This is a genomic window from Actinomadura darangshiensis (assembly GCF_004349235.1).
GTDB lineage: Bacteria > Actinomycetota > Actinomycetes > Streptosporangiales > Streptosporangiaceae > Spirillospora > Spirillospora darangshiensis.
This window is the reverse complement of the sequence record NZ_SMKY01000041.1, coordinates 13,039-32,830: the sequence shown is the minus strand read 5'-3', so window position 1 is coordinate 32,830 and position 19,792 is coordinate 13,039. Positions and strand designations below refer to the sequence as shown.

Sequence of the window (19,792 nt, the reverse complement as noted above, 5' to 3'; positions counted from 1 at the left end):
CCGGTCATCGTGGGGGGACGACCCTCCGCACCCCCCGGAAGTACGGGCTAGGGTCGGCTCATGTCGACTTCCGACCGCATCCTGCTCTTCCTGCACATCGGGTTCGCGATCTTCACGCTGGGGCCGCTGACGGCCGCGACCATGTCCACGCCCCGCTACATCCGCAAGCGCAACGTGGTCGTGGTGCGGTACCTGCACCGCACGACCCAGATCTACGGCGTCGCCACGCTCGGCATCTTCCTGTTCGGGCTCGGCCTCGCCCAGGGCGAGTTCGACCAGGTGTGGCTGACGGTGTCGATGACGCTGTTCGTCGTCGCGCTGGTGCTGCTGCTGATCGTCGAGCGCGACCAGCGGAAGGCCGCGCACCTGCTGGAGGTCGCGGCGGCGGAACGGCGCGAGGTCGTCCCGGCCCCGGCGGCGAAGGACAAGGACAAGGACAAGGACGGGGACGGGGACGGGGACGAGAAGGACGAAGCCGGTGCGGAGCCCGTCACGACCGCCGAGCCCACCGCCGCGGACGGTGAGGTCGCCGAGGTCGAGCGCGGCCGGCTGGCCGCCATGTCCGGCGTCGTCGCGCTGCTCTGGCTGGTGATCCTCGTGCTGATGGTCTGGAACGGCTGACCGCTGCCGGCGCACCGCTACTTCGGGGCCTGCTACTTCGGGGCCTGCTTCAGGTGCTTCTTCAGCCAGGCCACGATCGTCGGGTAGGTGTTCTCGTCCTCCAGCATCTCCGCGGCGTGGAAGTCGCCCTTGACGGTCTTCACCGTCGCCTGGACGCCCGCACCGCGCAGCGCGCTCGCCAGCCCGGTGCTCTGGGCGACCGGTACGAAGTCGCCGGTGGCGTGCATCAGCAGCATCGGCGCGTCGCCGGCGGAGACGTGCGTGACGGTGCTGGCGTCGTCCAGCACCGTCCAGCAGGCGGCGGCCGCGGCGGTGCCGGGCCTGCAGTGGACGAGGTCGACCACGGCCTGCCGCAGCCTCTGCTCCCGGGGGCCGGCGCCCGGCACCGCACCGTCCTTGAAGGCCAGGAACGGGTTGTTCGGCGGCGACAGGGCGATCACGCCGCGGACCTGCCGGGTGCCCGTCCCGAGCGCGCCGAGCTGGGTCGCGAGGTGCCCGCCGGCCGACGAGCCGAGCACCGCGACGCGGTCCGGGTCGACGTTCCACAGCCGGGCGTTCTTCTTGATGAAGTCGAGGGCGGACAGCGCGTCGTCGCGCTGGGCGGGCCACTGCGCGCGCGGCGCGAGCCGGTAGTTCGCCGACAGGACGACGAAGCCCTCCTCGGTGAGCCGCCGCGCGAAGTACTTCCAGCCGCCGGCCTTGTCGCCGCCGAGCCAGTAGCCGCCGTGCAGGAGCAGCACCGCGGGGCGCGGCGTGGCCCGCGGCCCCGCCTTGCGCCAGTAGGCGTCGATCTTCTGCGCGGACGCCTTGCCGTAGGCGTAGGTGCGGAACCGCGGCAGCCGCGGTGTGACCATGACGGCGTGGGCCGTGACGGTGCCGTCGGGCTCGCCGTCGGCGGCGGCCGGGCCGTTCTCGGGCGCCGTCGTGGACGACGCCGACGGCGACCCGGTACCGGGGGTCCCGGTCTCCGGTCCGCCGGGCGGGCCGGTCTCCCCGGCCGGCGCCGACGGAACGGACGCGGGCGGCGTCGGCGTCGGCGTGTTGGCCTGGGCCCCTACGGGAACCGCCACGGCGGACACACACGTCGCGGCGAACGCCGCCCCACACACGAGTACTTTGCGCACCCCTGGCCCCTTCTTTACGAACCTGGCGCGCCGAGTATAGATGTTTTGATCAACTCGGGTGGGGAATGGTCAGCTGATTCTCAGGAAAGCGCCTGGTCGAGATCGCGGAGCAGGTCGGCGGCGTCCTCGATGCCGACCGAGAGCCGCACCAGGTCGGCGGGCACCTCCAGCGGCGAACCGGCCGCCGAGGCGTGCGTCATCCGGCCCGGGTGCTCGATCAGCGACTCGACGCCGCCGAGCGACTCGCCGAGCGTGAACAGCTTCGTCCGCTCGCAGACGCCGACGGCGGCCTCCTCGGACTCCATCCGGAACGACACCATGCCGCCGAACCCCTTCATCTGCTTGGCGGCGACATCGTGCCCGGGGTGCTCGGGGAGCCCCGGATAGAGGACCTGCCGGACGGCCGGGTGCCGGGTCAGCATCTCCACGACCCGCTCGGCGTTGGCGCAGTGCCGGTCCATCCGCACGCCGAGCGTCTTGATCCCGCGCAGGGTGAGCCACGCGTCGAACGGGCCCGCGACGGCGCCCATCGCGTTCTGGTGGAACGCCAGCCGCTCCCCCAGGCCCGCGTCCGCGGCGATCAGCGCGCCGCCGACCACGTCGGAGTGCCCGCCCATGTACTTGGTCGTCGAGTGGACGACGACGTCCGCGCCGAGGTCCAGGGGGCGCTGCAGGTAGGGCGAGGCGAAGGTGTTGTCGACGACCAGGAGGGCGCCCGCGTCCCGGGCGACGGCGGCGAGCGCGGCGATGTCGGCGATGCCGAGCAGCGGGTTCGTCGGCGTCTCCACCCAGATGATCTTCGTGTCGGGGCGGACCGCGGCCCGCACCGCGCCGATGTCCCCGAGCGGCACCGGATCGAACGCAACGCCCCACGGCTCGGCGACCTTCGCGAACAGCCGGTACGTGCCGCCGTAGGCGTCGTTCGGGATGACGACGTGGTCGCCGGGCCGGCAGACGGCCCGCAGCAGCGCGTCCTCGGCCGCCAGTCCCGACGCGAACGCGAGGCCGCGTGCGCCGCCCTCGGTCTCGGCCAGGCATACTTCCAGCGCGGTACGGGTCGGGTTGGCCGACCGGGAGTACTCGTAGCCGCCGCGCAGCCCCCCGATGCCGTCCTGCTTATAGGTCGAGACCTGGTAGATCGGCGGAACGACCGCACCGGTGGCGGGGTCGGCCTCCTGCCCGGCGTGGATGGCCAGGGTCTCGAACCCCTGCTGAACCTCGTTGTCCATGGGTACGAGGCTATCCACTCGCCGCCCCTCCTAGAGGAGGAGAGTCTCCCCCGGAGGTATCACCCCCCAATTCAGCGCTGCGGGTGACCCCAAAGGGCCGGACGTTCTCTACCGTTTTACAGGTATCCCTACGACATTGATCTGAGGAAGTCCCATGTTCGCTCGGCTCGCGCGCTTCGTCGTGAGACACCCGTGGTGGACCATCGTGGCGTGGCTCGTCGCCGCGGTGCTCATCATCGCCTTCTCCCCCAAGCTCACCACCGAGTCCGACCAGGGCGACTTCCTGCCCTCCAAGTACGAGTCGGTGCAGGCGATGCAGATCGCCGAGAAGGCTTTCCCGCAGCAGGAGGACACCTCCTCGCTGATCGTCGTGAAACGGTCCGACGGGAAGCCGCTGACGGCCCAGGACACCGCGAAGGTGAACGAGGCCGCCAAGTCCCTCAACGCCCACAAGCCGCCGACGGTGCTGGCCGTCGCCACCGGTCCGCAGGCCGTGGCGCCCAACAAGGCCGTCCAAGTGGTCACGGTGCCCATGAAGGGCACCAGCATGGACGACAGCGAGAAGCAGGGCGACGCGGTCAAGCAGATCCGCAAGGACTTGCCCACGCTGCTGAAGGGCAGCGGCCTGGAGGCCAAGGTCGGCGGTGACGTCGCGAACTTCGTCGACAACGAGGACTCGTTCAACAAGTCCTTCGAGATCGTCGGCATCGCCACCTTCGTGCTGATCATCGGCCTGATCCTGCTGATCTTCCGGGCCCCGCTGGCGGCGGTGCTGCCGATCATCGTGATCATGGTGACCCTGCAGGTCTCGATGGGATTGATCGGCACCGCCTCGAAGATCTTCGGCTTCTCCGGTGACGACAGTCTCAGTACGATCATCCTGATCGTGCTCTTCGGCATCGGCGCGGACTACTACCTGTTCCTGATGTTCCGGTTCCGGGAGCGGTTGCGGGCCGGCGACGACAAGAAGACCGCGATGATCACCGCGGTGGAGCGGGTCGGCGAGGTCATCTCCTCGGCCGCCGCCGCCATCGCCGTCACGTTCCTGGTGCTGCTGCTCGCGACGTTCGGCGTGTTCAGCGCCTGGGGCCCGTCCCTCGCCATCGCCGTCATCGTCATGGGCATCACCTCGCTGACGCTGATGCCGGCGCTCGTGTCGCTGCTCGGCACCGCCGTGTTCTGGCCGTCCAAGGCGTGGAAGAAGGAGCCGAAGGGGACGGTCTCCGCGGCCATCGGCCGGGGCGTCGGCAAGCGCCCGGCGCTCGCCGCCGCCGCGTCCGGCCTCGTGCTGGTCGTGCTGGCGCTCGGCGCCCTCGGGTTCAAGGCCGACTACGACTTCGCCGCCGGCTTCCCGCAGGACACCGAGTCCGCCCAGGCGACCAAGGACATGGAGAAGGGCTTCCCGCCCGGCCTGACCACCCCGGTCCAGGTGTTCATCAAGAGCGAGAACGGCCAGCCGGTCTCGCCGCGGCAACTCGCCGAGTTCAGCCAGGCCGCCAAGACCGCGCCCGGCGTCGGCCAGGTGCAGAAGGCCATCCCCGGCCAGGACAAGTCCGTGGCCCGGGTCGACCTGGTACTGAAGACCAACCCCATGTCCAACGACGCGATCAGCCTGGTCAAGGACGACCTGGGGCCCGCCGTGCACAAGGCGGCACCGGACGGCACCCGCGCCTACGTCGGCGGCCCGACGGCGATCTTCTCCGACATCAACGCGGTCAACAACCGCGACCTGTCGGTGATCCTGCCGGTGGCGGCGGTGCTGATCGCGATCATCCTGGCGCTGCTGCTGCGGTCGGTGGTCGCACCGCTCTACCTGGTGGTGTCGGTCCTGCTGGGATTCGCCGCGACGCTCGGCTCCGCGGTGTACGTCTTCCAGGGCGGGATGGGCGAAGCGGGCGTCACCTTCCAGTTGCCGATCATCCTCTACCTGTTCGTGCTGGCCATCGGGACCGACTACAACATCCTGATGACCGCGCGGCTGCGCGAGGAGGCCAAGGAGGGGCACGACCCGCGCCGGGCCGCGGCCCTGGCCGTCCAGCACGGCGGCCCGACGGTCGCCGCGGCGGGCCTCATCCTGGCCGGCACCTTCTCGGTGATGATGCTCGCGCCGGTGTCCATGCTCAAGCAGATGGGCTTCTCCGTCGCGATCGGCATCGCACTGTCGGCCTTCGTCATGTCGACGTTCCTGGTGCCGGGCCTCACCGCGATGCTGGGCCACAAGGCCTGGTGGCCGGGCCACGGCGACGAGCCGAAGAAGGAGGTCCGGCCGGGCGACACCCGGGAGGACTTCGTCCCGACCGGATACCGCGGCTAGACCGCGGCGTCCCGAAGACGTCGGGTTGCGGATCCCGGCCCATTACGCCGCCCACCGGCCGGGCTCCGCAACCCGACACCCACCCGATCGGGGGGGTGCGGGGGCTCGTCCCCCGCATCGCGGGGAATGAGAAGAGCGCCCGGAGATCATCGCGATCTCCGGGCGCTCTTCTCATGTCCCCGTCAGGTCGGGCCCGGAGATCAGGTGCCGGAGTCGGAGAGGAAGGCGAGCAGGTCCTGGCGGGTGATCAGGCCCTTGGGCTTGCCGTCCACGAGGACGACCGCCGCGCCCGACTTCTCCAGGACGCCGACGGCCTTGCTGACCGGCTCACCGGAGCCGAGCGTCGGCAGCGGCGCCGACATGTGCGACTCGACGGACTCGGTCATCTTGGCCTGGCCCTTCACCATGATGTCGAGCAGGTCGGTCTCGCCCACCGAGCCGACCACCTCGGCCGCCATGACCGGCGGCTCCTCCTTCATGACGGGCAGCTGCGACACCTCGTACTCGCGCATGATGGCGATCGCCGTCTGCACGGTCTCGTGCGGGTGGATGTGGACGAACTCCGGCAGCGTGCCGCCCTTCCTGGTCAGCACCTCGCCGACCCTCGCCTCCTCGGTGGAGGGGGTGAAGAAGCCGTAGTCGGCCATCCAGCTGTCGTTGAAGATCTTGCCGAGGTAGCCGCGGCCGCCGTCCGGCAGCAGCACGACGATGACCGCGTCGGGATCGGCCCGCTCGGCGACCCGCAGCGCGGCGACCACGGCCATCCCGCAGGACCCGCCGACGAGCAGCGCCTCCTCGCGCGCGAGCCGCCGCGTCATGAGGAAGGAGTCCTTGTCGGACACCGCGATGACGTCGTCGCAGATGCCGCGGTCGTAGGTCTCGGGCCAGATGTCCTCGCCGACGCCCTCGGTGAGGTAGGGGCGGCCGCTGCCGCCGGAGTAGACCGACCCCTCCGGGTCGGCGCCGATGATCTGGACGCGCCCGCCGGAGACCTCCTTGAGGTACTTCCCGGTGCCGCTGATGGTGCCGCCGGTGCCGATGCCCGCGACGAAGTGCGTGATGCGCCCCTCGGTCTGCTCCCACAGCTCCGGGCCCGTCGTCTCGTAGTGCGACCGCGGGTTCTGCGGGTTGGTGTACTGGTTCGGCTTCCACGCGCCGGGGATGTCGGTGGCGAACCGGTCCGACACCGAGTAGTAGGAGTCGGGGTGCTCGGGGTTCACCGCGGTCGGGCAGACCACGACCTCGGCGCCGTACGCGCGCAGCACGTCGATCTTGTCCTTGCCGACCTTGTCGGGGCAGACGAAGACGCACCGGTAGCCGCGCTCCTGCGCGACCATGGCGAGCCCGATCCCGGTGTTGCCGGACGTCGGCTCCACGATCGTCCCGCCCGGCTTCAGCGCGCCGGACTCCTCGGCGGCGTCGATCATGCGGACCGCGATGCGGTCCTTCACCGACCCTCCGGGGTTGAAGTACTCCACCTTGGCGAACACCTGCGGGCGCAGGCCGTCGCCCACCCCGCCGGTCACCTTGCGCAGTCGAACGAGCGGGGTGTTGCCCATCAGTTCGACGAGCGAGTCGTGTACGTGCACCGCGACATCCTTGTCGTTCAGTGTGTTGATCTGAGCGTTGCGTCCCTTTTCCGCCGCCGGTAACGCGCGGGAGCGGACGCAGGTCAGGAAGGTTTCCCGTTTCGACGGTAGCCGAGATCGGCGCCGGCAGGTATCGATCCCCCTCCGCGCGGGTAGGAACTTAATCACGGAGGGTCAGCACCGCATGTTGAGAGCATTCACCGCGCGCCGGATCGCCTCGGCGGCCGCCTACGGCGGAGGGGGCATCACGGCCCTGGGCGGCATCACGTTCGGGCTGCTCGTGATGGAGGCCAGGCTCGCCCGCAGGATCATCCAGGCGACGCCGAACGGCGACCCGCCGGCGGCCGACGGGCTGTACGGCGAGACGCGCTCCGGCGCGCCGCTGTCGCTGGTCATGCTGGGCGACTCCACGGCGGCCGGGCTCGGCGCCGGCGCCCCGGAGGGGACGCCGGCCGCGCTCCTCGCCACCGGGCTCTCCGCGCTCGCGGACCGCCCGGTCCGGGTGACGAACGTGGCCCGGCCCGGCTCCCGCTCGCAGGCGCTCGGCGGCCAGGTCGACCGGGCCCTGCAGACGCGTCCGGACGTGGCCGTCATCATGATCGGCGCCAACGACGTGACCGGCCGGGTGCCGCCCGGCGAGTCGGTCCGGCATCTCGGGTACGCCGTGGAGCGGCTCCGCTCGGCCGGCGGCGAGGTCGTGGTGGGCACCTGCCCCGACCTCGGCTCGGTCAAGCCGCTGATGCCGCCGCTCCGCTGGATCGCGCGCCGCGCCTGCCGGCAGCTCGCCGCCGCGCAGACGATCGCCGCCGTCGAGCGCGGCGCCCGCTCGGTGTCGCTCGGCGACCTGCTCGGCCGCGAGTTCGCCGCCGACCCGCGCTCGATGTTCAGCGAGGACCGCTACCACCCGTCCGCCCGCGGGTACGCCGCCGCGGCGGCCGCCATCCTGCCGTCGATGGCGTCGGCGCTGGGCCTGGAGCCCGAGGTCGCGGAGAGCGTGCTGCCCGTCTCCCTGGCCGCCGCCGAGGCCGCCGAGGAGGCCGGCACCGAGGTCACCGGCGCCACCAAGGACGGCAGCACGCAGGGCCCGCGCGGCCGCTGGGCCGTTCTCCTGCGGCGCCGCGGCGTCCCGAGCCCCGACGGCACCACCGCACCGGCCGCCCCCGACACCGTCTGACTCCGGCACCGCCTGACCCCCGCCCGCCCGATCGGGGGGACCGGGGCCCGCCCGGTCACCAGTAGACGGGCCCCGGCCGTCCGGACGCACCGGCCGGTCCGGCACCCCCCGCAAGCGGCGGACCGGCCGATGGCGTCGCCTCCAGGGTCCGGCGCCCGGTGTCCTGGGCACATGGGGCGGCGGTCACCAGGACGCCGGGACTCAGCCCACGTGTAGATTGCTGGTGACCGGTGAGTAACGTGAACACCGTCCAGGCCGCTGAACAGGAGTCCCGCCATGCCCGAGGCAGTCATCGTCGCAACCGCGCGCTCGCCGATCGGCCGCGCCTTCAAGGGGTCGCTCAAGGACATCCGGCCCGACGACCTGACCGCTCAGATGATCACCGCCGCGATGGCGAAGGTCCCGGCGCTGCACCCGGACCAGATCGACGACCTGCTGCTCGGCTGCGGGCTGCCGGGCGGCGAGCAGGGCTACAACATGGCGCGCGTCGTGTCGGTCCTGCTGGGCTGGGACAACGTGCCCGGTGCCACCATCACCCGGTACTGCTCGTCCTCGCTCCAGACGACGCGGATGGCGCTGCACGCGATCCGGGCCGGCGAGGCCGACGTCATCGTCTCGGCCGGCGTCGAGACCGTCAGCCGGTTCGCCAAGGGCAGCAGCGACGGCCTGCCCGACACGCAGAACCCGAAGTTCGAGGAGGCGCAGGGCCGCACCGCCAAGGCGGGCGAGGGCGGCGCGCCCGTGTGGCACGACCCGCGCGAGGACGACGGCGCCCTGCCCGACATCTACATCGCGATGGGCCAGACCGCCGAGAACGTGGCCGGGCAGCGCGGCGTGTCCCGGCAGGCGCAGGACGAGTTCGGCGTCCGCTCGCAGAACCTCGCCGAGAAGGCCCTCGCCAACGGCTTCTGGGAGAAGGACATCACCCCGGTGACGCTCCCGGACGGCACCGTCGCGGCCAAGGACGACGGCCCCCGCCCCGGCACGACCTACGAGAAGGTCTCCCAGCTCCAGCCGGTGTTCCGGCCGGACGGGACGGTCACCGCCGGCAACTGCTGCCCGCTGAACGACGGCGCCGCCGCGGTCGTCGTCATGAGCGACACCAAGGCCGCCGAGCTCGGCATCACGCCGCTCGCCCGGATCGTGTCGACCGGCGTCACCGGGCTCTCCCCCGAGATCATGGGCCTCGGCCCGGTGGACGCGTCCCGCAAGGCCCTGGCCAAGGCCGGCATGACGATCGGCGACATCGACCTCGTCGAGATCAACGAGGCGTTCGCCGCGCAGGTGCTGCCGTCCGCCGAGGACCTCGGCATCGACCACGACAAGCTGAACGTCAACGGCGGCGCGATCGCGGTCGGCCACCCGTTCGGGATGACCGGCGCCCGCATCACCTCCACGCTCCTCAACGGCCTGAAGTTCCACGACAAGCAGTTCGGGCTGGAGACCATGTGCGTGGGCGGCGGCCAGGGCATGGCGATGGTCCTGGAGCGCCTATCCTAGAACGGCGGCCGGTTGAAACCGGTGTAGTAGAGCCAGATCGCATCGAACGCCGACGACGGCCGGTCGTTGAAGTCACCGCGCTCCGGCAGCCGTTCCAGGAGGTCGAGGACGGCGGAGATGTGCCCGCACTCCGCCGCGCTCTCGATCAGCCGCACGATCGGCTGCCGGCGCTGCGAGTGCGGCACCCCCTGGAGCCGGGTGAACTGACCGGTCAGCTCCCGGACGTCCTGGTCGGCCGGCGCCGGGGGCCGGACCGGTGGCGTGCCGCGGCGGGCCAGCTCTTCGAGCTCGTCGCCGATCGCCCAGTTGTGATCTCCCCAGGTCTTCACCAGATCGGCGCGTCCCTGCTCGGCGAGGACGGTCAGCGCCTCGTACGGGACGTCCCAGCCGGGAAGGTTCTGGAACTCACGGGCGAGGTCGAGGCGGCCGGTGCGCAGCAGGTACACGAGCCACTCCGCCTCCCAGAAGAAGCCGCCGTCCGGGTGTGCGGCACGGTCGTCCAAGAGGACGCGCACGAGGTCGTCGCGTCCGCACTCCAGCATCGGATGGATGACGGCGATGTGGTCCTGCCACGGGTTGGGCTCAAGGGTGATGGACGCGCGGGCGTGCCGGAACCACTGCTCGGCGGTACCGGTATCGCCCAGCGCCTGGCAGGCGGCGCCGAACGCGGCGGACCTGCCGGCGTCGAACATCTTCCGGTCCACCGAGGCGAACAGCGACTGGGCGAGGGCGAAGGCGGTGCGGGCGGAACCGGGGTCCCCGGCGCGGGCCAGGATCACGGCGACCTCGGACGCCGCGGCGAGCCGGTCGGCCGGCTCGGGGATGTCGCCGACCAGGACCATCGCCGCCGCGGGCTCGCCGTGCCGGGCGCGCAGCCGGGCGGCGGCCCGCAGGTGGTCGGCGATGTGCGTGCCCCAGGCGTGGTCGTCGAGGCCGGCGAGCGAAGCGCGCGCCGCCTCGAACAGGTCGTCCGCGCCCGCGGTGTTCGGGGGCGGCCACTCCCCGGGGCCGTCCCCGTCCTGCTCTTCCAGGTCCTCGCGGTACTCGCGGAGGATCTCGCCGTCCTCCGAGTCCAGGACGCCGGCGGCGGTGAGGGCGTCCGGCAGTACCCGGAGCTCACCCCAGCGCACCGGCCAGGCATGGCGCCGCCCGACTCCCCAGGCGAGGACGGCGTCCAGTTCCTCCTCGCGTCCGTCCGGCGCGATCACGGCGTCGGGCTGGAGGGTCATCGCCCAGTCGTCCTCGCCGAGGGCGAAGATCTGCCCCTCGAACTCCTCGGCCGCCTCGTCCTCCACCGGGCGCGGGCCCGGCGGGACGTACAGGGAGTAGACGTCGCCGACGACCTCGCCCGTCGCGACCTTGACGAACTGCATGACCACGTCGTCGAGGACCACCAGCGTGTCGTCCGCGCCCCAGTACACGGTGTCGGCGCCCCCGGCGAGCACGCTCCGCACCAGCACGGGGTTCGCCGGGTCGGCGAACGACCAGATCTCGGCGGACCCCGAGATGGTCAGGAAGGCGGCCCGTTCGCCGCCGGGCGCCCACGCCCAGGCGTTGTGGTCGCCCTCCCGGTTCTCCCATCCCGCGTGGGGGACCTGGGCGCTGAAGACCAGGCGGTCGCCGTCGAGGATGTGCACGCCTCCCGTCTCGGCGGTGCCGGTGGGCGGCGTCAGGACGGCCAGCCGGTTGACGGCGCGGCCGGGCGCCCAGTGCAGCGAGACGGGCCCGCCGAGCGCGAAGGGGCCGCAGCGGATCCGCCCGGTGGACGCCTCGCGCAGGAACAGGCCGCGGCGGGTGACGGTGGCGACGACACGGCCGTCGGGGCTGAGCCGCGCGAGTCTGCTCGGCGCGTACCAGGCGACCTCGCGTGTCCCGGTGTCCACGCTGATGGCGTTGGACCCGAACAGCCGGGTGCCGTCGGGCGACCACACCGGGTCGTCGATCCACTGCCCGACCTTCCACTCGCCGTCGCCCTGGTCGCGCTGCGCGAAGTCCTCTCGCACCGCCTCGGGCAGGCGGCGCGCCATCAGGTACGGGTGGTCGGTCTCCACATGGTTCGGCAGCCAGCTCAGGTGGCCGCGGTCCAGCGGGACGAGGCATCCCTGGAGGCCGCCGTCGCCGTTGGTGCCGCAGTGGAAGTAGACCTCGCGCCCGTCGGGCGAGAGGGCGAACTCCGACGGGCGCGAGTTGCCGTCCGACACGCTGACCGTGGCGAGCGGCTCGCCGTCGAACGTCCAGACGCCCACCATGTTCGTGCAGTGGGCCATGGCGATGCGGGACGCGTCGGCGGACCACTGGATCGTGCGCGCGTAGCCGGGCCACCCGATGCCGCCCTCGATCCGGCGCACGGTGTTGACGCACCGGCCGGTCGCGATCTCCCAGATCTGCAGGACGCCGCCCGCCTCGTAGTCGTCGCCGACCCAGCTGCCGGTGGCCAGGTAGCGGCCGTCCGGGCTCATCGCGTGGGCGACGATGGCCGTGTCGTGCCCGTACGGGTGCAGGAGCCGCGTCGCACCGGACTCGATCAGCCGCCGGGTGGCCAGCCGGTGGGCGTCGGTCACGCCCTCGGCTTGCTCCAGCTCGGCCAGCCGGGCGCGCAGCGGCGGGACGTCGCGCTCGGGGACGAAGGCCGACCAGTCCGCCCCGTCCAGGAGCGCGTGCAGACCGCGGGACCCGTGCGCCCCGGCCGGCTCCGCGGCCGCCGCGAACGGCCGGGCAGGCGCCTCCACCGGCGCGGCGGCGCCCTCCGCCCGCTCCAGCATGCCGATCAGCGCGTCCTCGTCGAAGTACGGCGTGCGGAGCATCGCGTCGGTGCGGGGAACGGGCCCCCGTTCGCGCGGGGCGAGGAAGATGAGATCGGTCTGCTCGGTCACGTCCGCCGCGACCCGTGCGCCGAGCGCCTGGAGCCGCCGTATCGCGGACGCGCGCTCGATCTCCCAGAAATCCCCGTACAGCACGACCGTGCGCCCTCGCAGCTTCATGATCGCCGGACCCTACCAGCGGAAGCCGGAATCGCCCGCCCGCGGCGGCACGCGGGTCACCTGCGCGTTTCCGGGGATCATCCCCGTTACCGATGATCTACGTAACGTCATAGATAGGTCCCCGTTAGGGGGTTGTCACATGCGGAGAGGTGTTGCAGAGTCGGCAGGAAGAGCCCCGCGACCTGGAGGTGCCAATTGTCACTGAACCACTCGCCGGAGACGCACAGCAAGCTGATAGCCCGTATTCCGCAAGTCACAGGACGTGACATCCCCGAGTGGTTCAACGCCATCGAGAACGGCCCCTCGTTCACCCGCTGCGAGGAGCGCAGCACGTGGCTGGCCGAGGAGCACAACCTCTCTCACGGCTACGCGGCCGCGCTGGTGCGCGAGCACGAGCGCACCCGCCGCGCCCGGCACTACTGACGCGGCCTCCCCGAGAGGGCGCGCCGAGCGAACTTCATATGGACGTGGTGGGATCCCGTCAGCGGATGCCCCCGCCGTCGTGCCGCCGAGCACGACCCTGACGCGGAGATCCCACACAGATCAGCCCCACGCCGTCCGGCGCGGGGCTGATCATTGCGTGCGCTAGTCGCGGCCGCTGAAGTAGCTGAGCAGCCGCAGGATCTCCAGGTAGATCCAGACCAGGCTGAGGACCAGCCCGAACGCGCAGTACCAGGCGAACTTCTCCGGCGCGCCCTGCCGGACGCCCCGCTCGATCGCGTCGAAGTCGAGCAGCAGGAAGAAGCACCCGACGAGGATCGCGACGGCGCTGAACACGTAGGCGAGCGGGTTGCCGGGGTCGCGGATGCCGATTCCGTGCTCCCCGCCGAAGACGCTCACCAGCAGGTTGACGAGCATCAGCCCGATCAGCGCGGCGCCCGCGGCGAGCACGAACTTGGCGAACTTCGGGGTGACCCGGACGATGCGCAGCGCGTAGACGGCGAGCGTGCCGCCGAACGCCAGCGCGGTCCCGATCACGGCCTGGAAGACGATCCCGTTGTAGACGTCGTTGTAGGTGTGGCTGATGATGCCGACCACGACCCCGTAGACGGCCGCGAACGCCAGCACCGTCGACGCGTTGGCCTTGCGGCCGAACGAGATGAAGGCCCAGATCCCGATCTCGGCGATCAGCGCCACGACCAGGACCGGGACGGCGATGTCGGTGGGCACCAGCGCCCACGCCAGCGCCGCGGTGAGCACGAGCGTGGCCAGCGTCAGGAATCCCCGGACGACGACGTCGTCCATGGTCATGGTCCGGGCGGCCGGCGGCGCGAGTCCCGGAGTACCGTACGGATGCGTCCCGTACCCGGACGTCCCGTAGGCGTTCCGCTGACCGAAGGTGTCGCCCCGGAACGCGGGGTTCCTGCTCTCCATCGAAGTCACCACTTCCGCCGAACTGGACCGCCAGTCTAAGCGGCGACCCGCGAAAGATCAGCGAGCACCCGCGAGGGCGAAGCCCTCGCCCGGGGGGGTTCCAGGGGGTCGCCCCCCTGGGCAGATACAGCGGGCGCCCGCGAAGTTGATCGAAGATCAACGAGTAGGAGGTGCTGCCTCGTGCCCCTGGTCGGACTCGAACCGACACGTTGGCTCTTTTAGGGAGCCCGCCTCTGCCGTTGGGCTACAGGGGCGGCGTCATCATATCGAGTCAGTTGCTGACACCGGTGTGTCCGAGGACCACTGGGGTGGCTCTGAGGCGGCCGGGTCCGGCCAACGGAACGGCCCCGACGGTCAAGCCGGGCGGTCAGGTGTCCTGCTGGCGGCCGGCGGCGAGTTCGAATTCCTGGCGCGGCCATTCGAGTTCGCCGAGGGAGACGATCTCGCGCTGGAAGAAGAGCGCGAGCGTCCAGTCCATGGTGATCCGGAACTTGCGGTTGACGGTCGGCATGCGGGACAGGTGGTAGGTCCGGTGCATGACCCAGGCGGGAAGCCCGCGCAGCTTCACCCCGTAGACGTTCGCGACGCCCTTGTGCAGGCCGAGGCTCGCGACCGAGCCGACGTAGGCGTGCACGTAGCGTTTGCGCGGCTTGCCGTGCAGGTCGGCGGCGATGTTGTCGGCGAGCCGCTTGGCCTGCCGGACGGCGTGCTGGGCGTTGGGCGCGGTGAAGTCGCCCGCGTCGGTGAGGTCGGGGACGGCCGCGTTGTCGCCGGCGGCGTAGACGCCTTCGAGCCCGTCGACGGTGAGTTCGGCGGTCGTCTTGATGCGGCTCTTGTCGTCCAGCGGGAGGTCGCTTTCCTTGACGACGGGGTGCGGTTTCACGCCGGCCGTCCAGACGAGGGTGCCGGCGTCGAACTCCTCGCCGTCGCTGAGCACGATGCGCCGTTTCTCGGCGGACTTCAGCAGTGTCTCCATCTTGACCTCGATGCCGCGGCGGCGGAGCGCCTCGGCGGTGTGGCGGCCCATCTCGGGCCCGACCTCGGGCAGGATCCGGTCGGTGGCCTCGACCATGATCCAGCGCATCTCCCGCGCGTCGATGGTCGGGTACCACTTGCAGGCGTCGCGGGCCATGTCCTCCAGTTCGGCCATGGCCTCGATGCCCGCGAACCCGGCCCCGACGAACACGAACGTGAGCGCCCGTTTGCGGACCTCCTCGTCGCCCGCGTTGGACGCGGCGATGTCGAGCTGGTGGATGACGTGGTTGCGCAGGAAGATCGCCTCTTCGACGGTCTTGAAGCCGATCCCGCAGTCGGCGAGGCCGGGGATGGGCAGCGTCCGCGAGATGGAGCCGAGGGCGACCACGAGCATGTCGTAGCCGACGTCCCGGTCGGCGACGCCCGCGGTGCGCGATCCCGCCGGCTGGACGGTCACCCGCTTCGACGCGTGGTCGATGCGGGTCACGAAGCCGTTCAGGATCTGGCAGCGATGCAGGACCTTGCGCAGCGGGGCGACCACGTGCCGGGGTTCCAGGTTTCCCGCGGCCGCCTCGGGCAGGAACGGCTGGTAGGTCATGTAGGACTGGGGGTCGATGACGGTGACGGCGACCTCGCCACGGCGCAGCTCGCCGCGCAGCCTCTTCTGCAGCCGCAGGGCCGTGTACATGCCGACGTACCCGCCGCCGACGATCACGATCTGTTTCGTGCGCTCGGATGGCATATCGGGAGCGGTACCCGCATCCGCGGCCCGCTCACTTCATCGCCCGACTTGCGAACTTCATGACCACATCTGGCATCTCACGGGATGTACCACCAGAAAGGAGACGGCGAGGTCAGGGCCGGACGGGGGCGCCCAGCGACCGCGGGGACGGCGGCGGGCCGGTGCAGGGGCCGGTCCGCCGCTCCACGGCCGCTCGGCCAAGGCCCTGCCTCGTCGTCGGACCCATCACTGGGGGGAGGCATCATGCCACGACTGATCTTGGGGACACTCGCCGCCGCGGCCGTCGCCACCGCGCTCGCGGGATGCGGGTCGGCCTCGAACGCGAGTCCCGCCTCGGCGGGCGGGAGCGGCTCGTCCACGCCGCCCGGCACGTCGTCCACCGCCGCGAACCCGGGTTCGCCCGGCGGCGCAACGGGGAGCGGCGGCGCGAACGGCGGCTCCGGGAACGCGAACGCCGGGGGCGGCGCGAACCCCGGGCGGCCGCAGTGCACCGCCGGGATGCTGGACGCGTCCCTCACCGACCTCGGCGCCGCCGCCGGGAACCGCTACGCGACGCTCGTGCTGACCAACAAGTCCGGGAAGCACTGCACGACCGGAGGCTGGTCGGGGCTCCAGCTCGCGGGCGCCGGCGGGACCGTCCCGACGAAGGTCGTCCGCGAGGGCACGCCGCACACGATCACGATCCGCAACGGCGGCCACGCCTACGAGCGGCTGCACTGGGCGGCCGTGCCCGCCGGCGACGAGACCGGCGACAACTGCGAGCCCGTCGCGTCCGTCCTGAGGGTGATCCCGCCGAACCGGACGGAGCAGACGGACGCGACGTGGAAGTACGGTCCCGCCTGCCAGCACGGCCAGATCCGGCTGACCCCGCTCACCTCGAACCCGGAACCGCGCTAGCGGTGGTCGCGGGCGCGGATGAAGACCGAGTCCAGCATGTCCTCGGTGACCCGGCCGGTGAAGGTGTTCTGCTGGCTCGGGTGGTAGCAGCCCAGCAGCAGGACCGGGTCGCGCCGGGCCGCCGAGGGCGGCGGCGCCAGCTCGGCCTCGGCGCCGTGCCCGAACCTGGGCCGGGGCCGGGGCACCTCGTAACCGGCCTGCTTGAGGGCGGGCCACACGCCCTGCCAGGCGAACCCGCCGAGGCAGACGATGCAGCCGACGCTCGGCGCGACCATCTCGACCTCGCGGGCGAGCCACGGCAGGCAGGCCGTGCGCTCCAGCGGCGTCGGCTTGTTGTCGGGCGGGGCGCACCGGACGGTCGCCGCCATCCGCGCGCCGATCAGCCGCTGCCCGTCGCCCGCGCGGACGCTGGTCGGCCGCGCGGCCAGCCCGACCCGGTGCAGGGACGCGAACAGCCAGTCCCCCGAGCGGTCGCCGGTGAAGATGCGGCCGGTGCGGTTGCCGCCGTGCGCGGCCGGGGCCAGCCCGACGATCAGGATGCGCGGCTCCGGGTCGCCCCATCCCGCGATGGGACGTCCCCAGTACTCCTCGCCGGCGAACGCCCGGCGGCGCTGGACGGCGACCTTCTCCCGCCACTCCACGAGCCGGTCGCAGGCGCGGCACACCGACTGGCGGGCGCACAGCTCGTCCAGACCGGGCGCCTTCGCGGCCAGCTCGGCGACCTCGCCGGCGCCGCGGGCGACGGGGGTCGCGGGGACGGCGGGGTCCTCCGGCCATCCTGAGCCGGGCGGCACGAACGGGGCGTTGGCGGACGGCATACCACCGATCGTCCCACGCCACAGGACATGGCCGGGTTCCGCCCATGGCCCGTGAAAGGCGGGTCCGGTCGATACGATGCGTTCGCCGGTCGGGGAGGCGGGTGTCCGGCACGCCGTTTTGTGCGAAGCGGGAGGCAGGCAGTGTCGCAACCGGGCTGGTACCCAGACCCCTACGGCACTGGAAGCCTGCGCTGGTGGGACGGCGAGAGCTGGACCGAGCGGCTCAACCCCGAGCCCGACCGGCCGCCGCGGATCCCGCGGCGCGAGCAGCGGGTGGGCGAGGAGACCGCGGGCGGCGACCACTACGCCGCCCCGCACATCCCGACGTGGGACCGCGCCCCGTCCGTCCAGGCCCTTGACGTGCACGTGGGCGGCCGGCACCTGTACGCCGACGACCAGGTCGTCGTCTTCGGGAACGCCTCGCTCGGCTGGGAGCGGGTGGAGTGGGTGGCGTACTGGGCGGCGGAGCGCCCGGCCGGATACGGCCACGCCGCCGGCACCCAGTGGATCTTCCAGGCGGGCCGGTTCCCCTTCCGCGGCGGCCCCCGGCTGGAGGTCGTGATGGAGCCGGGCCCGGGCGGTGAGCCCGAGCGCGTCTGGGGGCGGCTGATCCAGCTGTGCCAGGAGTACGCCGAGCAGCGGCTCGTCGCCCAGTTAGCCAAGCGGGTCCGCGCGGGCGAGTCGGTGGACGTCGCGCAGGGCCTCACCGTCCACCCGGGCGGCGTGCGCGGCGACCGGGTGTCGCTGAGCTGGTCGTCGATCTCCGGCGCGACCGTCGACCGGGGACGGGTGTGGATCCAGCAGGCCGGCAGCGCCGCGCCGATCCTCTACGTCCCGCAGCAGAACCCGAACGCGGTGCTGATCCCCGCGCTCCTCGCGCAGCTCAAGTACTGACCGCGCTCAGACCAGCGACCAGGCGATGCCGTCCAGGATGTCGTGCTCGCTGACGACGACCGCACCGAACCCGTACTCCCGCATGATCCGGTCGAGGATCAGCGCGCCCGCGCCGATCACGTCGACCCGGCCGGGATGCATGACGCCGAACTCGGCCCGCTCGGCGCGGGTGGCGTGCAGCAGCCGCCGCGTCACCTCGTGCACCTGCGCCGCGGTGATCCGCGACAGGTGGATCCGGGACGGGAGGTACTCCGGCAGGTCGAGCGCGATGCCGGCGACCGTGGTGACGGACCCGGCGAGCCCGACGAGCGTGCGCGCCTCGTCCACCGGCACGGTCTCCCGGACGGTGGCCAGGGCCGCGTCGATGTCGGCGGCGGCGTTGGAGATCTGCTCGGGCGAGGGCGGGTCGTCCTTCAGGTGCCGCTCGGTCATCCGCACGCAGCCGATGTCGATGGAGCGGGCGGCGTCCGCCGACGTGCTGCCGACCACGACCTCGGTGGACCCGCCGCCGATGTCGACCACCAGGTAGGGGCGGGCCGGGCGCAGCGCGGCCAGCTCCCGGGTGGCGCCCAGGAACGACAGCCCCGCCTCCTCGTCCCCGCTGATCACCTCGGGGACGACGCCGAAGATGTCGACGACGCCGCTGACGAAGTCGGCCCGGTTGGCGGCGTCGCGGGTCGCGCTGGTCGCCACCACCCGGGTCTTGATCGGCCCGTGCTTGCCGGCATCGTGCCCGGCGCCGGCGCCGTGCCGCTCGATCAGCTCGGCGTACCCGCGCATCGCGGCGAAGGTGCGCTCCAGCGCGGCCGGCGACAGCCGCCCGGTCTCGTCGACGCCCTCGCCCAGCCGGACGATCTCCATCCGCCGTTCGACGTCGGCCAGGGTGCCGCCGCCGTTCTCCTCGCCGTGCCCGGGCTCGACGTCGGCGATCAGCAGGCGGACCGAGTTCGTCCCGCAGTCGATGGCCGCGACCCGGGTCACCGCGCCTCCCCCGGCTCGGGTTCCGGCCGGACGCAGGGCCCGGAGCGCCACCATTCGGGGAGCGCGTCCAGGGCCTCGCGGCCGAACGGGCTGACGCCGGGCACGGCGAGCTCGTGGGCGACGAGGGCGTGCAGGCACTTGATGCGGCCGGGCATGCCGCCGGCGGACTGCATGCCCTCGGGGAGCGGCTCGGTGCCGTCCTCGCGGGCGGCTTCGTCGCGGCGGTGCAGGTAGTCCTCGTGGGCGGCGGTGTACCGCGCCTGCAGGGACGGATCGGCGGCGAGCCTGGCCTGCATGTCGCGCATGACGCCGCCGCCCTCCAGCGTCCCGATCGCCGAGGCGGCCTTCGGGCACGTCAGGTAGAAGAGCGTGGGAAAGGGCGTGCCGTCCGGGAGCCGCGGCGCCGTCTCGATCACGGCGGGCAGCCCGCACGGGCAGCGGCTCGCCACCGCGCGGACACCGCGCGGCACCCGTCCGAGCTGGGCCGCCACGGCGGCCGTGTCACCTGCTTCGATCATCCGTCCCCACCCGTGGATCCCGCGATCCCGTTCCCGCGCCCTGCCGGTCCTCGTGCGCCGT

Annotated in this window: 16 protein-coding genes and 1 tRNA gene; 7 read left to right on the top strand and 10 right to left on the bottom strand. The window is 72.2% G+C overall.

Annotated features, from left to right (window positions below):
- Window positions 1–60 precede the first annotated feature (60 nt).
- Window positions 61–621 (top strand): hypothetical protein, encoded by a 561-nt coding sequence (locus tag E1293_RS12225; protein ID WP_132197067.1) that lies wholly within the window; start codon window positions 61–63, stop codon window positions 619–621.
- A gap of 32 nt (window positions 622–653) precedes the next feature.
- Here E1293_RS12225 and E1293_RS12220 read toward each other — a convergent pair whose 3' ends face one another.
- Entirely contained in the window at window positions 654–1,691 is a 1,038-nt protein-coding gene (locus E1293_RS12220) for an alpha/beta hydrolase (protein WP_243716182.1), read from the bottom strand.
- Between the two features lie 134 nt (window positions 1,692–1,825).
- Window positions 1,826–2,974 carry a cystathionine gamma-synthase gene (locus E1293_RS12215; protein WP_132197065.1) on the bottom strand — a complete coding sequence of 383 codons (1,149 nt, stop codon included), beginning with the start codon at window positions 2,972–2,974 and terminating at the stop codon, window positions 1,826–1,828.
- 154 nt (window positions 2,975–3,128) lie between these two features.
- On the opposite strand from E1293_RS12215, the gene E1293_RS12210 reads away from it, so the two are divergent.
- Entirely contained in the window at window positions 3,129–5,288 is a 2,160-nt protein-coding gene (locus E1293_RS12210) for an MMPL family transporter (RefSeq protein ID WP_132197063.1), read from the top strand.
- 200 nt (window positions 5,289–5,488) lie between these two features.
- On the opposite strand, the gene E1293_RS12205 is transcribed toward E1293_RS12210, so the two are convergent.
- Window positions 5,489–6,877, bottom strand: coding sequence for a cystathionine beta-synthase (locus tag E1293_RS12205; protein ID WP_132197061.1), 1,389 nt, complete (start codon window positions 6,875–6,877; stop codon window positions 5,489–5,491).
- A 184-nt stretch (window positions 6,878–7,061) separates the two neighbouring features.
- Here E1293_RS12205 and E1293_RS12200 point away from each other — a divergent pair, with 184 nt between their 5' ends.
- Both E1293_RS12200 and E1293_RS12195 read left to right on the top strand, forming a co-directional pair.
- Window positions 7,062–8,051: an SGNH/GDSL hydrolase family protein gene (locus E1293_RS12200; RefSeq protein ID WP_132197059.1), complete on the top strand. Its 990-nt coding sequence runs from the start codon at window positions 7,062–7,064 to the stop codon at window positions 8,049–8,051.
- 276 nt (window positions 8,052–8,327) lie between these two features.
- Complete coding sequence (locus tag E1293_RS12195) at window positions 8,328–9,551, top strand: acetyl-CoA C-acetyltransferase (RefSeq protein WP_132197057.1); 1,224 nt, start codon at window positions 8,328–8,330, stop codon at window positions 9,549–9,551.
- Here E1293_RS12195 and E1293_RS12190 read toward each other — a convergent pair.
- Window positions 9,548–12,532, bottom strand: coding sequence for a BRCT domain-containing protein (locus E1293_RS12190; protein ID WP_132197055.1), 2,985 nt, complete (start codon window positions 12,530–12,532; stop codon window positions 9,548–9,550). The genes E1293_RS12195 and E1293_RS12190 overlap by 4 nt on opposite strands.
- A gap of 195 nt (window positions 12,533–12,727) precedes the next feature.
- On the opposite strand from E1293_RS12190, the gene E1293_RS12185 reads away from it, so the two are divergent.
- Window positions 12,728–12,955, top strand: a complete 228-nt coding sequence (locus E1293_RS12185; protein ID WP_132197052.1) for a DUF4287 domain-containing protein — start codon at window positions 12,728–12,730, stop codon at window positions 12,953–12,955.
- Window positions 12,956–13,117: 162 nt separating this feature from the next.
- On the opposite strand, the gene E1293_RS12180 is transcribed toward E1293_RS12185, so the two are convergent.
- The 3 genes from E1293_RS12180 to E1293_RS12170 all read right to left on the bottom strand — a co-directional run bounded on the left by E1293_RS12180 (window position 13,118) and on the right by E1293_RS12170 (window position 15,623).
- Window positions 13,118–13,906, bottom strand: coding sequence for a Bax inhibitor-1/YccA family protein (locus E1293_RS12180; protein ID WP_132197050.1), 789 nt, complete (start codon window positions 13,904–13,906; stop codon window positions 13,118–13,120).
- Window positions 13,907–14,087: 181 nt separating this feature from the next.
- A tRNA-Leu gene (locus E1293_RS12175) sits at window positions 14,088–14,160 on the bottom strand.
- Window positions 14,161–14,273: 113 nt separating this feature from the next.
- Entirely contained in the window at window positions 14,274–15,623 is a 1,350-nt protein-coding gene (locus tag E1293_RS12170; RefSeq protein WP_132197048.1) for an NAD(P)/FAD-dependent oxidoreductase, read from the bottom strand.
- Between the two features lie 243 nt (window positions 15,624–15,866).
- Here E1293_RS12170 and E1293_RS12165 point away from each other — a divergent pair, with 243 nt between their 5' ends.
- Window positions 15,867–16,520: a DUF4232 domain-containing protein gene (locus E1293_RS12165; RefSeq protein WP_132197046.1), complete on the top strand. Its 654-nt coding sequence runs from the start codon at window positions 15,867–15,869 to the stop codon at window positions 16,518–16,520.
- Here the strand turns inward: E1293_RS12165 and E1293_RS12160 are convergent.
- On the bottom strand, window positions 16,517–17,338 hold the full coding sequence (locus tag E1293_RS12160) for a uracil-DNA glycosylase (protein WP_132197044.1): 822 nt from the start codon (window positions 17,336–17,338) through the stop codon (window positions 16,517–16,519). The genes E1293_RS12165 and E1293_RS12160 overlap by 4 nt on opposite strands.
- Before the next feature lie 141 nt (window positions 17,339–17,479).
- On the opposite strand from E1293_RS12160, the gene E1293_RS12155 reads away from it, so the two are divergent.
- Complete coding sequence (locus E1293_RS12155) at window positions 17,480–18,232, top strand: DUF2510 domain-containing protein (protein WP_165978178.1); 753 nt, start codon at window positions 17,480–17,482, stop codon at window positions 18,230–18,232.
- A gap of 6 nt (window positions 18,233–18,238) precedes the next feature.
- Here E1293_RS12155 and E1293_RS12150 read toward each other — a convergent pair whose 3' ends face one another.
- The gene (locus E1293_RS12150; protein ID WP_132197040.1) at window positions 18,239–19,213 is read right to left on the bottom strand and encodes a Ppx/GppA phosphatase family protein; all 975 of its coding nucleotides are present in this window, start codon (window positions 19,211–19,213) and stop codon (window positions 18,239–18,241) included.
- Window positions 19,210–19,731, bottom strand: a complete 522-nt coding sequence (locus E1293_RS12145) for a DUF501 domain-containing protein (protein WP_132197038.1) — start codon at window positions 19,729–19,731, stop codon at window positions 19,210–19,212. The genes E1293_RS12150 and E1293_RS12145 overlap by 4 nt, the downstream gene beginning before the upstream one ends.
- Window positions 19,732–19,792 lie beyond the last annotated feature (61 nt).

Bases quoted from the DNA above. Each gene is read 5' to 3' on its own strand.
- E1293_RS12165 (WP_132197046.1), top strand. From the start codon at position 15,867: ATGCCACGACTGATCTTGGGGACACTCGCCGCCGCGGCCGTCGCCACC.
- E1293_RS12170 (WP_132197048.1), bottom strand. From the start codon at position 15,623: ATGCCATCCGAGCGCACGAAACAGATCGTGATCGTCGGCGGCGGGTAC.
- E1293_RS12145 (WP_132197038.1), bottom strand. From the start codon at position 19,731: ATGATCGAAGCAGGTGACACGGCCGCCGTGGCGGCCCAGCTCGGACGG.
- E1293_RS12225 (WP_132197067.1), top strand. From the start codon at position 61: ATGTCGACTTCCGACCGCATCCTGCTCTTCCTGCACATCGGGTTCGCG.
- E1293_RS12210 (WP_132197063.1), top strand. From the start codon at position 3,129: ATGTTCGCTCGGCTCGCGCGCTTCGTCGTGAGACACCCGTGGTGGACC.
- E1293_RS12180 (WP_132197050.1), bottom strand. From the start codon at position 13,906: ATGGAGAGCAGGAACCCCGCGTTCCGGGGCGACACCTTCGGTCAGCGG.
- E1293_RS12190 (WP_132197055.1), bottom strand. From the start codon at position 12,532: ATGAAGCTGCGAGGGCGCACGGTCGTGCTGTACGGGGATTTCTGGGAG.
- E1293_RS12160 (WP_132197044.1), bottom strand. From the start codon at position 17,338: ATGCCGTCCGCCAACGCCCCGTTCGTGCCGCCCGGCTCAGGATGGCCG.
- E1293_RS12200 (WP_132197059.1), top strand. From the start codon at position 7,062: ATGTTGAGAGCATTCACCGCGCGCCGGATCGCCTCGGCGGCCGCCTAC.
- E1293_RS12215 (WP_132197065.1), bottom strand. From the start codon at position 2,974: ATGGACAACGAGGTTCAGCAGGGGTTCGAGACCCTGGCCATCCACGCC.
- E1293_RS12195 (WP_132197057.1), top strand. From the start codon at position 8,328: ATGCCCGAGGCAGTCATCGTCGCAACCGCGCGCTCGCCGATCGGCCGC.